Source organism: Acidobacteriota bacterium (genome assembly GCA_040754075.1).
Classification (GTDB): Bacteria; Acidobacteriota; Blastocatellia; order UBA7656; family UBA7656; genus JBFMDH01.
Window position 1 is genome coordinate 56,511 of sequence record JBFMDH010000010.1, and the last position, 14,785, is coordinate 71,295.

Here is a 14,785-nt window from a genome sequence, read left to right on the forward strand (position 1 = left end):
GGGGGTTGAATTGTACGTAAGATTGATTATCGGACTCGACATGCGATGATTGAACCAGAGGAGAACTTCAGGTTAATGTGGGCGGTCATCGTTAGGGCTTCTTATTTGGCACTTGGGTTATTCTCGAATCCGCTCAGGTACTTTCATCTGCCGACAAAGATTTAAAATTCTAAAGGGATTCTTATCGCCAGTATTGAGTTTGGCTTTGATGCTCCCAGCACCGACTCGCCAGATTAATTGAAATTGCCCGTCGCCTTGCGGCGAACTATTGCCACCGCTTCCCTCCTGGAACATCTTGAATAATCCCCAGTCGCCAGTCCAGGCTTTATCTCCGCCTTGAGTAAATGAAATTCTGGCTCCTGACGCGCCAGTCTTTGGCGGCCAGTTGAACTTTACTGATGGCGTTGTTTGACTGACGCGATCATTGCCAATCTCAATTACCGCATCGCCCGCCGCCGGGTCTATTGAAAGCGTGCCGCTGAAATTCGCTTCTTTTGAACCATTCGGAAATAAAGCTTCCTGAAGTTGTCGCACTTCGTTCAGGTATTTAATGAACTCCGGCGTCAACCGGAAAGCCCCCGATTCTTTCAATGTATATTGACCGTTCACATCTTCAAAAGAGGTCGCCAGTTTTTCTTTAAAAAATTGAGAAAATTTCCCGTCCTGCGGATTGAGGAATCCCGCAAGTTCGGTGATGGCGACTTCCCCTGATGCAGAAAAAGGATAGCCATCCTGCAACCTCACAGCCAGCGGATATAATTGATTGCGCCAAATTTGCGTAATCTGGTCTAATTCACCTACATTGCCCATCTCGCGAATCCGACTCAACGGTTGCCTCAGCACGCGACCGGCTTCCGAGGTCGCAGCCGTCGTAAAAGTTGCCAGGAGATTACCGATTTGTTGTTCAGCTTTTTGCAGGTTCTCGCCCTCTTTTTGCGTAAGCACGGATTTTGAAGGATCGCCCAGCCCATCGCGCATGGTAGTTAATATCGTCAGATAGGCAGAAATCGCCGGTGATTCTTTTGAGCCTTCCGAGTTGGTAAATTTGTATAATGGGTCGAAATCTTTTTCAACTTCACTGACATTGGTATTGCTGTTTGCCTGCGATGAGAACAGCCCTGTAATCCATCCCCACCACCCTTCGCTTTTCGCCTGCGACAATTTGGTTTGTCGGCTGACCTCTTCCATCACCCGTTTCATTGGCGAATTGTTGGCAGCCAGTTCTCTCAGCGTATCAATGGAATCCTGTTTGGTTCTGGGTTCCTGAACATTCAGTCCGTGCAAAAACTTGCGCCACTCCTGTGCATAATCGGAAAAGTAAAACGACCAGAGTTTTTTCTTCAATTCTTCATCACTGATATTCTGATCCTGGGTTTCACCGCGCACACTCCCCATCACCCAGTCTTCTTCTTTGATTTTTGCCGCGGCTTCGGGAATCGCCTTTTCAAATTCCTTATATCCGACAAGCGTAAAACTTCCCTGAACCAGATAGGAACCTTTCAAAGACCCGGTGGTTCGTCCTTCCAGTATGGAATCGACACTGAGGGGTTGAATGCGCGCGCCGATTTCCCCAATGGTTCGCTTGTAAAAACGATTGCTGGGAGGATAGGAAATTAATCGCTGTTGCGATTCGCCAATCAATTTTTCATTTGCCTGATAGTGCGGCGCGGTTTCAAGTCCCGCGATAGTGGCATAGAAACTGAGATGTTCTAACGCGGATTTTTCCAATTCAACCGGCGCATTCTTCTTCCAGTAATCTGCCAATTGCCCGACCAGGAAAGCCGCCTCGTTTTTTTTGCGATAATCGCTGAGCATTAAATAAGTTTTCAAGCGGTCATAATAAATGCCCAAATCTTCATTGACAGAGGTTGCTTGATTGGTCGAGGAATTCGTCGAGATTGCCGCGGATAATCCGCCACCGGTTATCGTCGGTTTAAGGCTGCGCTCCCCTGCCGCAAACCTCTGCAAATCGGCTTCCAATGCCTCGAATGAAGGTTTTAAAAATCTCTGGTGGATGGCATCAAAATAGATGGTTCTTAAATACGGGAGAACCGCATTTCCCGAATACAAGCCGAATCGATAAGTTAAGGGAGGAGAATTTTTCTCGTAATCTTCAAGCCTGACCAGAATATCGCGCAGATTATCGAGCGCCTGAAATTCAACCTGCGTCTCCTGAAGCGAGCGTTTCGTGAAATCTTTATTGGCGTAAATCTGCACGTTTTTTTCAACGTCCACGCCGGCATGTCGTGCCCGCGCGACTAAATCCCGGTTATTAAAAAATGAAATCAAAAGGGCTGCCGAAAGCAGAAAGGTCAGAGTCGTTGCCACAGCCAATCCGATGGTTCGCAGGCGATGGGGATTTTCTTTGGCGGCTTGAAAGGAGGCAGCAATATCGCGATCTCTGAATAGAACATCTTTGAAAAAAACTTCGGAAAAGAATCCATTACCGGCAGTTGTCGGAGCCGCATCCGGTTGAACACCGGGAATTTTATTGGCACCGCTGCTGGTAAAATAGAATCCCCTGAGCAGTGGCTTTTCGCTGAAGGGATTCGGTCTGAACAGCGCCGAGGCAAATTGTCCGAGTTTCCTGCGGGCTTCGGCAAAACGAATCGGAAAATCAAAAACCGCCAGTTGTTCCGGTGGCGGCGCAGGCAAACTTAACCGCTCCAGGCGACAACGCATCAAGGCATCATAGAGATAATCCAATTCGATATCGAAGAGCGCGTGCGCATTGGGCGCTTGTTCAAGCGGAATGGTCGCCCCCCAAACCTGCGCGCGTTCCCCTTCTCCGTATGGCGCAAAAAATTCGCCAAAACCGGGAAGCGCGTCGGCATGGGTAAACACCAGATAAACCGGAAATCTCACCTGAGTTCGCAAAATGACTTCATCAAGTCGCGCCCGCAAGGTCTTTGATAGTTGTTCAATTTCCGGGTCGCTGGCAGCAAGAATTCTGGGTAAACTCACAGCCACAACAAAGCCATCAAGCGGTCGAGCTTTTCGATATTTTTTTAGCGTTTCGATCAGCGAAGACCATTCGTTGCTATCCGGTCCTTCGGTCTGGTAACGCCCTGCGGTATCCAGATACACGGCGGTATTGGTCACTCGCCATTCACAATCGCGGGTTGGGCGAATGAGTCCCAGTTCGGAATGTCTTTGACTGGGAAGCGCATGAAAATCGAGTCTTGAAGAGAGCAACAGCGAGGTTTTTCCCTGTGCAGGAGGACCAGCAACCACAAACCAGGGTAAGCTGTAGATGGGTTCAACGCCCTTCGCGGCTCCAAGTTTTGACCCTTTCAGCCATTGAACGACCTCTTCGGTTCCCCTCACCAGTTCGTCAAATACGCGCGCCGGCGCGGTGCCTCCCTGCGGGGAAATTGCTGAACCTCCGGGTGCCGGTTCAGGCAACGCGGCACTTTCGTCTTTCCCTTTTCTGAAATGATTGATAATCAGGGCAATCGGCCAGGTCAGCAGTAACAGGGCAATGATGACAATTTGATACGTAAGCCCTATACCAAACATCGGCCCCGCATAGAGCACAATCAGCGAGGCGATGCCATATAAGGAAATAATTGCTGAAATTCCCAGATAGGACTTTATTTGACTGCCATGGTCGGACATAGTTTTAAATGCTCAACTGAAAATCAAAGGTTATTGCTCAAATTCCTGATGCCAGCCAAACCAACCGTTACTCCCACTCCCTTCCCTTAAACTCAACACCATTAATCAAGTATTATAATGGTCGTTATCAGATGGTCGTACTACCGGAGGAGCAGCTTTTTTGCCTCGTTCAACTGTAAGGTCAAGGCGCTTCCGGTGCCGAAATAAATTAATAAAAGCAATCCTAAAATCACCGCGCTGGTTACTTTGAACCACATCGGCAACCCCTGCTCTCTATAGACCTGTGGTTGGTCTGTGACTTTCCAATGCGGGGCGATGGCAACCGTCCGCAGACGATTATTTCTTCTCAGAAAATCCGCTACCTGAGTGATTACCCCTTTCAGTTGCTCTTCATAATAAATGTTGTAACGCCCCTTGAACCCCAGCAACAAACAGACATAGTAAAGCTCTATGGCATCAAGATAGGCTTCACCCTCTTCCATCATTTTCTGCAATCGCTCGAAAAACGTATTTCCAGCCAGTTGTTCACCGAAATATTCGAGTTGTAGCGGCGTTTTTTCCCAATAATCCCGCAAGGGAAATTTCGCAATTAACACCGTCTCATCCACAAAAGCCGCCAACGCAAATTTTGCTGCCTGGGTTTGCGTATTTTTAAAGCCGAGGGATTCTGCCTGCTGCTCCATCTGCTGCAACATGGCATTAATCGCCTGACGCATTTCCACCGATGGAATCACCAGGTTGGCTTTGACCTGTAAAATCAGATCAAACACCGGAGTTGCGAGGCTGACTAAATTATTATCTAACCAAGCGGGCTTTCGGCTCATAAAAAATCTCTTACTTCCGGCAATTTACTGCTTTCCTAAATGTACAAACGAAGATCGTAAATTCAAACTCCGTTTTACTCGTCATTGTATTCAGTTTTAAATCTTTGAGTGGCGTTTAACCAGACCGTACCCTTTCATTATTAATTCGGGTCACGATTGTGAAAACCGTTTAGTTTTCCGCAGAAGGCAATGTATAAATCTTGTGACGAGAAAGCAAGCCCAGTTCTGGACTTGCTTTCAACCCGGCATTTTCAATTTTCCCGGATTACCCTGATAACCTACCTGAGTGATAATTTTTCGCAGTTTTACTTGAATCCTTTTGCAGAAATTCAAGCTCCTATTTTTTGCCCCAGTCACCTAAAACGCGGGCTGCCGATTGTCTGAATTCTTCATCCTGCAAGAGCTTCAACATCACCTCTCTGCCGTCATCGGTTTCCCCAAACCGCTCAAAGGCAAAAAACAGGTTGTGTCTGAGGTCAATCTGGGTCTTGCTATTCAGCAATAGATTACCAGCTTCGGTATTCGCGCCTTCCACATCCAGATACTTCGCTAATGCCATTGCCGCATAGTTGCGCACATCCGCGTCCTTACTTTTCGCAAGCACCTCTAAAATGGCTTTGCCGATTCGCTCATGCTCTTCAGGGCTGCGGCGGTCTCGCAATTTCAGAATTTTTAAAACTTCAATCCGCGCCAAATCATATTCGTTTTCATTGCCAATGACCTCAAGAAAAAACGGCATGATTCTCGGGTCTTCAAGCTCTTCCAGTTCTAAAATCAAATCAATCTTTTCATCGCATTCGCCATTCGCGTCCAGTTTGGCGGCTTTAAACTCGCTGATTAGTCTGCCCACTTCATCCATCTAAAAAACTCCCGAATTTTTTTCGGCTAACGGATTATTCAGCCGGTAAAATAGTCAATTTGGCTTCGATTTTGGTCGTATCATTAGGCATTGCCAGAATCGAATCGGCAATTTTATTTGCTTGTCCGCCTAAAATCGAATTGTTCCGGCGTTTGCCTTTTCGCGTGACATCCGTAGGCTTTCCGCCGGTCGCCATATCAGGCTCGTGCAGCCAGGCCAACGGATTGCCATCTTCATCCTCGCCCGCCGGTTCCAGATTATCTTTAATATATTGTCTGCCCGCTTTTTCAACCTCATCGCTTTTGCGGTAATCGCGGATGCGCTTTTTAAGCCCAGCCATTCCCTCTTCTTCAATAATTTTATTCATTGCCGCAATCTGACCATCCACCTGATCCTGCAACTCCTCTTCATCGGTCACCTTACCCTTTTTGAGTTGATGCACATACTCTATATTGCCAACCTTTTCCGGTTCGCACTCGACCGCAGCCTTGAGCTTCTTCTTAGGTTCCGAAGCGCTGGCTTTTTCCGCAGCCCGCTTGGCGCTGGATTTGACTGACTTCTTACTCATTCACCGCTCTCCTGCTTAATTCCCCAGGCATCCGTATCATAGTTCTGCTCTGCGGCTTCCCAATTTTGCTCACTGGTTCTCTCCCAAAGTTGGTCTATACGGTCATCGGCAGGAATATTCTCATCGGTTAGAATTCGTTTGATAATCGGGTGTTCATCGAAATTTGGCGCAACCACAAATCGCAACACCACATAAGTTTTCAAAGTTGAGCGATAGGAAAAGCCAAAGCGTTTGGCTCGTTGCAAACTCTTGAACACCATATCAAAGAAGATGGTTTCCGGCAGATGGGCGATTTTGCATTTCCCATCGGGAATCTGCACAATCTCATCGCCGTGATTTTCTTTCAGATATTCAATAATTTTTTTTGCGAATGCCGCTTCCGCCGTCTCCTGAAAAGCGTCCATCTGCTCATCGCGAATCGTCAACATCTCTCATCCCCCAATCATCACCGTAAATTCGCCCATCACAATCACCCCGCCATGCATGGTGTTATCGCCGATTCTCGCCGACGGCAAGCCGCCAATCAAAACACTGGTTGAGCCTTTCGCAATCACATCCGGCGGGCCGACACAGATCGCCATATCGGTAATTCTGGCGGCTGGCAAAAAACCGATTAACACGGTCGGACAGCAGGGTGGAATAATCGGCCCGCCAACGTGCGGAACCGGTGGGGTGCCCGGCGTTACCATCGGGCACACATGCATGTCGGTTATTCTTGCGGCAGGGGGCATAAGCGGTCTCCTATTCAAATCACTCGATGCTTAAAGCAAGCTTTTCCGGTCTCAGTTCTGAATTCGTAAAACGGAATTTAATGCCGACCTTCCGGTCTTCGCCTTCAAGCAGAAAAAATTCCAGTTTATCAAAAAGCTGTGCGAGTTCTGCGGCGGTGCAGGTCGGCAAAAATTTTCTCAGCACGCGCGGGTCGTAATATCTGAACCGCATGGGCTTTCCCGTTGAATCATAAACAATCAGGAACTTGCGGAAGTGTTGCCGGACTTGTTTAAAATCCCCAAAGCTTACCGCAAAAATCCCGTAATGATTTCCCCACCCTTCTTCAATCAACCAGTTGGTAAACGGCGTTTCCGATTCCAGTTTGACTAAATAAGGCGCGACTTCAGCCATATCGGGTTCAAGGTCGCCTTCAAACAGGCAGACAAATTCCGGCTCGAATTTAAAAAGCATCGGCAATAAATTTTCAATCGACGCGCCATCAAGCACAGCGTAAGCCTTCGCGCCTTCAATGCCGAATAACTGTCTTTTAATCTTGTCTGAATTCTTCTCCATTATTTTTTGAGGTTGTCAAACTGACACAGAAAAATCACGGTCACATATCACAAAACGGCATACCGTCTCTGGCTGCCTTTTTTAAGGCAATCGCGCCGGGACTGTAAACCTGTGGTTTCGGCGGTTGTTTGGGTGGCGGAAGTTCCGCTTTCTGTCCGGGTTCGGCGGTGTCGGCTTCTTTCGGGGTTTTCGGCGTTTCAGGGTTTGACCCTGACCCGCTTCCGGCAGCTCCGCCGCTATTAATCAAAACCATTGTGCCTTGAATGAACACCCCCGCCGGATTGATATTGATAAAATTGCCGCCGACTTTTAAGGTCAAATTGACGCCGGTTTCAATGGTTAAGGTCATGCCGGATTTAATATGCACTTCCATTCCCGCATCCATCGCATACTTCATTCCGGCTTTTTCCTGAATGTTCATCTGCGCATGGCGCGAAATCGAACCGCCGTTTTTCTGCGTCGAGTTGGTCTGAATCGTTAAGTGGTCATCGGCACCAATCTCCGTCAACCGGTCTCTTTTGACTTTCGTATGTTGTTCGTTTCCAACATAGGTCAGGTAATCATTCTTTACGCGAAAATCCATATTCTTTTCGGCGTGAATGAAAACCTGTTCACTTCCCTTTTTATCTTCAAAGCGGAGTTCGTTAAATCCGCCGCCGCCTTTATAGGAATAAGTCTTAATCGTGCTTTTGGTCTTTTCATCCGGCAACGTGTAAGGCGGCATGGAACCCGCATTATAAACTCGTCCGGTAATTAGCGGGCGGTCGGGGTCGCCTTCGAGAAAATCGACGATGACCTCCTGCCCGATTCGCGGGATGAACATTGCGCCCCACTGCTTGCCTGCCCAATTCTGCGACACGCGAATCCAGCAGGAACTCTTATCGTTGTATTTGCCGAACCGGTCCCAGTGAAACTGCACTTTGACGCGACCATATTTATCGACATAAATCTCTTCGCCGGGAGGCCCGACGACAATCGCAGTCTGCGAACCATGCACAATCGGAATCGGCGTGACGCGCACCGGGCGATAGGGTGTCGGATGAGGCACAAATTCATATTGATTGACGTAGAGAAAATCTTCCGCTCCGATGTCGCTGCGATAGGACGCGCCCAAATCACAGGTGTGATAGAGCGATTTAATCAAGTAGGTTTTATTGAGGTCGCGGCGATAGTGATCCTTTAAATCGAAGGTAAAACCGGGAGCAAATCCGCGACAGGTGCTCGAACCCGTCACCACTGTGGTCGGCGTCTCTTCTTCCTGCATGCGTATGCCTGCAAGCCGTTCGCCTTCGCCTTTGGTTCGGTATTCGCCGGGATAATCATAGACCTCGAACTTGCGCGCATCTTTACCGGATACGTTAGCGGTTAAATCGATTTTCGGAAGTTCAAAATTGAAATCATTGACCGTATATTTGCCGGGGCGCACTTCTTTGCCGATGGTCATTTCGGTGATGACATCTTCATCTTTATCCAAGCCGATGATGGTTTTGTAGCTCACGCTCGGATGAAGTTTAGTAGGCTTGAACGCCCCCGGAGAATCCGCCATCACCAATACATGCTTGTCTTCCTGATGCTCGAAAAAGTAGAAGATGCCTTCTTCTTCCATTAGTCGCGATACGAAATTGTAGGAGGTTTCGCGATATTGCACGCAATATTCACGCGGCTCATAAGTGCCTTGTAAACGCGGGTCAAAATCATTGAAGCCGTATTCCTGAAAGATGGTTTTGATAATGTCCGGGACGCTTTGATTTTGAAAAATCCGGCAATCGGTGGTTCGCGTGAGCATCCAAAGCCAGGGCACCAGTGTGGCATTATAGTGGGCGTAAATTTTGGGCGTCGTGCCGCCTTCCATCATGGTGGAACCGCCCTGAGAAAAGCGGCTGATGAGTCCATTGATATAACGTTCTTTGCCGGTGGGAAGGGTTATTTTGATGGTGGCTTTTTTGCCGACGATGGAATCGAAAGTGATATTGCGGTTTTCCGAATGCATTTGCAGGTTGAACTGAAACAGGCTCGAAATGCCTTCGTGTCCGTCAAACCTCTGTAGCAATAAAACATCTTCGCCAAGCGGTGTAAAGATTTGAATAGGTCTGAAATCCTGTTTATACGCTCCCACGACAGTTCTCCTCGGCTCAACCGCTTCTTTGATTTATTGCACTTATTTTTTCGCCTTATCGCGGTTTTTATCGATCCGCTTCTCCAATGCTTCGCGCGTCTGCTTGGGGACATCCGTCCATAATCGCAAACCGTTCTCAAACGCATTGGCTGCCAGTCCATATCGCTTGGTCGCTTCGTAAACCGTTCCGAGTTCGAGATACCCAAGGGCATAGTTCGGATGAATTCTCAAAGCGATTTTCAACGACCTCTCAGCATCTTCAAATTTCTGCTGCTGATTGAAAGCCCGCCCGAGCATGAAATAGGCGACATAGTTATTCGGATCAAATTGAACCGCAATATTGAAATAGGATTCAGCCTTCTCAAATTTCCCTTTATTAAAATAGTATTGCCCGATATGAAATTGTGGCAGTGACCATGACGGCGCAAGTTCGCCTGCGCGTTGAAAAGCCTCGAACGCTTCTCCTTCATCACGGTCGATTTCATAAGCCACGCCCAGCGCGTTATAGGAATACGCGGCGCGCCCATCGAGTTGAATCGCCTTCTTTAAAATCGGAATCGCTTCTTTGTGGCGTTTCTCTTCAATCAATGCGCGTCCTTCACAGAACAGATATTTGGCTTCGTACTGTGATTCTTTCGGATATAGATGATTCAAAATTCTGAATGCCTCCGCGCCTTTGCGAAAGGCATCAGACCGCAGTTGGCTCGCAGAGGCATGCACATAAGCGGTAATCGCCGTTTGTCCGATAGAAGCCAGCGAATCAATTACCGAATCATAAAGTTCGGTGATTTGCGGGTCTTTCGGCGATTCGCGAATCAATCTCTGTAAAAGCGCCACCGCGCCAACATTCTGCTCGACGATGCGCCCTTGTTTAATCGCATCTTTAATCTGCGCGCCGAGCGGCGAAAGCGTCACCATCGCAGGGGTCGCGACATTCACATTTAAAATCGTTTTCGGTGAGGTTAGCGAGATGATTTGTTTGATCCCCTGGGCGCCCGGTGTATCCACCGCAATCTCATGGTTTCCGGGCTTCAACTGGTCAACTAACAAAACCCCCGTATCGCGCACCTTCCCCTTGTAAGCGTTATCAACATAAACTTCGCTACCGGCTTTGCCGCGGACCTCCAACGCCACCATACGACTGACAGGCATCGGAACACCGACATTTTCAGTTGCCGTGCCCGCCAAAACCGAAAGCGGCAAGCGCGCATCAATGCTTCCGGCAGCGCGCGGAATTTGCAACGACTTGGTTTCGTTGGGAACCACTTCCGATAAATATTCAAGCAATTCGGCGGCGCGCACCACACTGTCTTTATCGCGGTCGGCTTTGCCTTTCAACCCTTCGAGCAGGTAATAAGTAAAAACGCCGTGCCCGCCGCCCCAACGGGCATCTTCATAACTCAGTTGGTCTGCACGCGCCGCAAGCAGGCGAAAGACGCCGCGTCCGCTTTTGCCGATTTCATCGAGATAACGGTTCACCAGCACTTTTTCGGCGCTGGCATCGCGCGACGTCAGTCCCAATCTTCCTGAATGACAGGCATCCGCAATTAAAATTACCGTCCGCGCCTTCACTCTCTCGGTTACGATGCGGTCAACTTCTGAAACCGCCAGCGCCGTCGCATAAAGATTCTGCGGGTCGGAATCATAAGCCATCAAATACCCATCGCTGTTATTTTCAACCACGCCGTGCCCCGCGAAAAAAATCACCACCACATCATCGGGTTCAGCAGAACGCGGCAGGGTTGTGCCAAGCGCGCTGCGAATCGATGAAATTGACGCATCCTGATTGACCAACAGTTTCAACTGGCTGGCAGGAAAGCCGCCGCCATTCGGGCTTTTCAAAAACTCAGCAAATGCCTGGGCATCGCGATGCGCGAATTTAAGCTGTTGTTCGGGCGACAGGTATTTGTAATTTGAAACGCCAACCACCACTGCCCACAATTTGCCTTTGCCATCTAAAGATTGTCCGCCGCCGATGGTGATTTTGCGCTCCTGCACCTGGGCAAAATGATTTGCTGAAATCAGCAAGAGGAACGCAATTGCAAATCCGCAGCAACCCGCCTTTAAAACGCCAAAGGAGTTTAATTGCTTTCTTTTCATAATTGCCTTCCTTAATTTTCCAGACCTGATGACTTAATCGATGACTTTAAATCGTCGCTTTCAATCAAGCCTTAACCGCATTGCCCGGCGGTTTTCGCCAACGGTTTTCAGAAACTTTACTTTGAATAGAGTTTCTGAAAACCTACGAATCAATTAATTTCATATTTGAAATTGCTATCATCGCCGACGCGAATATGAACACTGCTGACCGCTTGCCCGGCAGCCATTCGCGCTAAAAACTCACCGGACATTTCCGGCAATAATGTTCTGGTTAAAATGTGATCGACATTGCGCGCGCCGCTTTCAACTTCTTTACAGCGATTGGCAATTTCGTTCACCACACTCTCGTCATAACCAAACGATGCGCCGTGATTGGCTTCGATGCGCGCGCGAATGCGACCCAGTTGCAAGCGTATGATATTGCGCATCACTTCATCCGAAAGCGGATAGTAAGGCACCACGACCATGCGACCGAGTAATGCCGGTTTGAACACTTTCAAGAGTTCCGGGCGAATCGCTTCAACTAAGGGTTCCGGGTCTGGGCGGGTATCGGGGTCGGCGCAGAGCTTCATAAAAGTGTCCGTTCCGGTATTTGACGTCAGCAAGATGACCGTGTTTTTGAAATCAATCTCGCGCCCTTCACCATCTTCGAGCATTCCTTTATCAAAGACCTGATAGAAGAGTTCCATGACATCCGGGTGGGCTTTTTCAACTTCATCCAAAAGCACCACCGAATAAGGACGACGACGAACCGCTTCGGTCAGCACACCGCCTTCACCATAACCGACATAGCCTGGGGGGGAGCCTTTTAAACTGGAAACCGTGTGGGCTTCCTGATACTCGCTCATATTGATGGTGATCAGATTGCGCTCACCGCCATAAAGGGTTTCCGCGAGCGTCAAAGCGGTTTCGGTTTTACCGACGCCGCTTGGTCCCACAAGCAGGAATACGCCAACCGGTCGCCTTGGGTCTGTGAGATTGGCTCTCGCGGTTCGTATGCGTTGGCTGATGGCTTCAAGCGCGTGCGATTGCCCGACGACTCGTTGTCCAAGTTTTTCTCTGAGCGCCAGCACCGTGTTGATTTCATCGGTCAACATTTTGCCAACGGGAATTCCTGTCCAACCTGAAATCACTTCGGCAATGGTTTGCGAGGTCACGCAAGGCTGCATCATCGGGGTTTCGCCTTGAACATTAATCAATTCTCCGTTCAAGCGCGTAAGCTCTGACCGCAAGGCTTCAACATCAATCGCCGGGGCGGCTGCCGTGGCACCTTCGGCTTTGCCGTCAGCTTTGGAAGTTGCGGCATACTCTTCGAGTTGGGTGCGCACCTCTTTAATCTTTTCAATCAATTCGCGCTCCTGCTCCCACTGTTTGGAAAGGTTTTGTAGTCGCGTTTCCTGTTCACTTTTTTCAGTAGAGAGTTCATCAATGCGTTTTTGATGATTGGCACCGGTAATCGCTTCGCGTTCGAGTGCGCCGATTTCAACCGTCAGTTGCGCGATGCGACGTTGAGCATCTTCAACCGATGCGGGAATCGCCGAAAGCCCAATGGCTACGCGCGCACAGGCGGTGTCGAGAACGCTCACGCACTTATCGGGTAATTGACGACCCGAAATATAGCGATGCGAAAGGCGCACGGCGTCTTCGACGGCTTCTTCAAGAATGCGCGTGTTGTGATGTTTTTCGAGTGTATCGGTCAATCCGCGCATCATCACAATCGCCTGCTCTTCGCTCGGTTCTTCGACTTTTACAACCTGAAAACGACGCGCGAGAGCGGCATCCTTCTCGAAATATTTTTTGTATTCCGCCCAGGTAGTCGCGGCAATAGTCCGCAGTTCGCCGCGCGCCAGAGCGGGCTTGAGTAAGTTAGCCGCATCGTTTTGACCGGCTTGCCCGCCCGCGCCAATCATGGTGTGGGCTTCGTCAATGAATAGAATAATCGGCTGGGGTGAAGATTTAACCTCTTCGATTACGGATTTCAGACGGTTCTCGAATTCGCCTTTGATACCTGCGCCGGCTTGCAGTAAACCTAAATCAAGGGTGCGCACCGCAACGTTTTTCAGCGCCGGTGGCACATCGCCTTGGGCTACGCGAACGGCGAAGCCTTCGACCACGGCGGTTTTCCCAACGCCCGCTTCGCCCGTAAGAATCGGGTTGTTCTGGCGGCGGCGCGTGAGAATGTCAACCACTTGGCGAATCTCAAAATCGCGTCCGAGCACCGGATCAATCTTCTCTTCTCTGGCGCGCGCGGTTAAATCAATAGTGAATTGGTCTAGCGCCTTGGTCTTTCCGGGAGCCATCGTCGGGGCGCTTCCGTCGCCTGCCATCACCGGATGTTCCGCCATCCCTGATGCCGCTTTGCTTTCGGCAGAACCGGCTGACAGGCTCGCCAGGTTTTCTTTTAACGCTTCAACCGAAATCGCCGAAAACTCGCGCGAAATTTCCCGGGCGATGCGCGCCAAATCTTCGTTCGCCAAAAGCGCCAGCAGCAAATGACCGGTGCGCACTTTGGTTTCACCATGCTCAACCGAAGCGATGAGCCAGGCTTCCTGTATAAGTTGCGGGATTCTGGGCGACAGCGCAGGGGTTCGCGCATTGCCGGTTTTTAACCGGTCGAGCGCATAGGTCAAATCGCGAGTGAGTCTTTCGTTGCTGACTTTATAATAACGGAAAATCTTTTCGATATCGGTGTCCGCAAGTTCGATTAACTTGATAAAGTAATGTTCGACATCGACATCATAATTGGTGCGTGAAAGACAAAGACCCGCAGCGCCTTCCAAGGCGTTGCGGCATGGGTCGTTTAATCTGCCGATAAGATTTTTTAAATTTACGTTCATCGCGTACCCCTTTCGCAAATGGTTTCCAGTGCTGTGATACTACGATTTCTTTTTCTCGAAGCAAGTGTGCTACCCGGTGAGGAAGCATAACAAGGAATCAGTTTTTTGTTCGTCGTGCGTAATGTTCTCGCAAATAAATGCTTCGTGCAAGCGTCGTAGAAATTTCTTTCCATCGGGCTTTTCCCCGAAAAAGAAAAAAAATAACCGGGACCTTTCAAATCCAAGCCGCCTAAAAGTTCAATGGTTCTTAACGGGTTAAGAATCGCTCGAACCTCTTGATGCGCCATTTTTTTAATTGTTGCCAAGATAGCAATTAATAAATGGGCAGACATTATTGGTATGACTTTTATGAAAGATCCCGAATTCGTAACCTTACGGTTATCGCTTTGCATCTCCTTAGTTTCTCTCCTGTTTTCTTTTATCTTCAAATATCGCTTCAAACACTAACGCAATAAATTTCCGGAGTTTCCCTCATAAAATCTGAAATTCATTAAGGGTCTGCTCAGAAAGGTTGAAAGGGCATCACGAAATCCTTAGCCAACATTAAGTTTTGCGATTTCCGCGCTTTGCCTTTAGCTG

Annotated in this window: 11 protein-coding genes; all 11 read right to left on the reverse strand. The window is 48.9% G+C overall.

Annotated elements, in window-relative coordinates:
• Positions 1 to 117: 117 nt before the first annotated feature.
• Positions 118 to 3,618, reverse strand: a complete 3,501-nt coding sequence (gene tssM, locus AB1757_12845; GenBank protein ID MEW6127919.1) for a type VI secretion system membrane subunit TssM — start codon at positions 3,616 to 3,618, stop codon at positions 118 to 120.
• 140 nt (positions 3,619 to 3,758) lie between these two features.
• Complete coding sequence (icmH, locus tag AB1757_12850; protein MEW6127920.1) at positions 3,759 to 4,442, reverse strand: type IVB secretion system protein IcmH/DotU; 684 nt, start codon at positions 4,440 to 4,442, stop codon at positions 3,759 to 3,761.
• A gap of 337 nt (positions 4,443 to 4,779) precedes the next feature.
• A complete protein-coding gene (locus tag AB1757_12855; protein MEW6127921.1) occupies positions 4,780 to 5,301 on the reverse strand; it encodes a hypothetical protein in 522 nt (173 codons plus the stop codon).
• A gap of 34 nt (positions 5,302 to 5,335) precedes the next feature.
• On the reverse strand, positions 5,336 to 5,869 hold the full coding sequence (locus AB1757_12860) for a polymorphic toxin type 15 domain-containing protein (protein ID MEW6127922.1): 534 nt from the start codon (positions 5,867 to 5,869) through the stop codon (positions 5,336 to 5,338).
• Positions 5,866 to 6,297: a hypothetical protein gene (locus AB1757_12865; GenBank protein ID MEW6127923.1), complete on the reverse strand. Its 432-nt coding sequence runs from the start codon at positions 6,295 to 6,297 to the stop codon at positions 5,866 to 5,868. The genes AB1757_12860 and AB1757_12865 overlap by 4 nt, the downstream gene beginning before the upstream one ends.
• A 3-nt stretch (positions 6,298 to 6,300) precedes the next feature.
• Positions 6,301 to 6,600: a PAAR domain-containing protein gene (locus tag AB1757_12870; GenBank protein ID MEW6127924.1), complete on the reverse strand. Its 300-nt coding sequence runs from the start codon at positions 6,598 to 6,600 to the stop codon at positions 6,301 to 6,303.
• A gap of 19 nt (positions 6,601 to 6,619) precedes the next feature.
• The gene (locus AB1757_12875; protein MEW6127925.1) at positions 6,620 to 7,153 is read right to left on the reverse strand and encodes a DUF4123 domain-containing protein; all 534 of its coding nucleotides are present in this window, start codon (positions 7,151 to 7,153) and stop codon (positions 6,620 to 6,622) included.
• 40 nt (positions 7,154 to 7,193) lie between these two features.
• Entirely contained in the window at positions 7,194 to 9,269 is a 2,076-nt protein-coding gene (locus AB1757_12880) for a type VI secretion system tip protein VgrG (GenBank protein MEW6127926.1), read from the reverse strand.
• Between the two features lie 42 nt (positions 9,270 to 9,311).
• The gene (locus AB1757_12885) at positions 9,312 to 11,369 is read right to left on the reverse strand and encodes a tetratricopeptide repeat protein (GenBank protein MEW6127927.1); all 2,058 of its coding nucleotides are present in this window, start codon (positions 11,367 to 11,369) and stop codon (positions 9,312 to 9,314) included.
• 149 nt (positions 11,370 to 11,518) lie between these two features.
• Positions 11,519 to 14,206: a type VI secretion system ATPase TssH gene (gene tssH, locus AB1757_12890; protein MEW6127928.1), complete on the reverse strand. Its 2,688-nt coding sequence runs from the start codon at positions 14,204 to 14,206 to the stop codon at positions 11,519 to 11,521.
• Positions 14,203 to 14,634 (reverse strand): hypothetical protein, encoded by a 432-nt coding sequence (locus AB1757_12895; GenBank protein MEW6127929.1) that lies wholly within the window; start codon positions 14,632 to 14,634, stop codon positions 14,203 to 14,205. Before AB1757_12895 ends, tssH begins: the two co-directional genes overlap by 4 nt.
• Positions 14,635 to 14,785 lie beyond the last annotated feature (151 nt).

Bases quoted from the DNA above. Each gene is read 5' to 3' on its own strand.
- tssM (MEW6127919.1), bottom strand. From the start codon at position 3,618: ATGTCCGACCATGGCAGTCAAATAAAGTCCTATCTGGGAATTTCAGCA.
- icmH (MEW6127920.1), bottom strand. From the start codon at position 4,442: ATGAGCCGAAAGCCCGCTTGGTTAGATAATAATTTAGTCAGCCTCGCA.
- AB1757_12855 (MEW6127921.1), bottom strand. From the start codon at position 5,301: ATGGATGAAGTGGGCAGACTAATCAGCGAGTTTAAAGCCGCCAAACTG.
- AB1757_12860 (MEW6127922.1), bottom strand. From the start codon at position 5,869: ATGAGTAAGAAGTCAGTCAAATCCAGCGCCAAGCGGGCTGCGGAAAAA.
- AB1757_12865 (MEW6127923.1), bottom strand. From the start codon at position 6,297: ATGTTGACGATTCGCGATGAGCAGATGGACGCTTTTCAGGAGACGGCG.
- AB1757_12870 (MEW6127924.1), bottom strand. From the start codon at position 6,600: ATGCCCCCTGCCGCAAGAATAACCGACATGCATGTGTGCCCGATGGTA.
- AB1757_12875 (MEW6127925.1), bottom strand. From the start codon at position 7,153: ATGGAGAAGAATTCAGACAAGATTAAAAGACAGTTATTCGGCATTGAA.
- AB1757_12885 (MEW6127927.1), bottom strand. From the start codon at position 11,369: ATGAAAAGAAAGCAATTAAACTCCTTTGGCGTTTTAAAGGCGGGTTGC.
- tssH (MEW6127928.1), bottom strand. From the start codon at position 14,206: ATGAACGTAAATTTAAAAAATCTTATCGGCAGATTAAACGACCCATGC.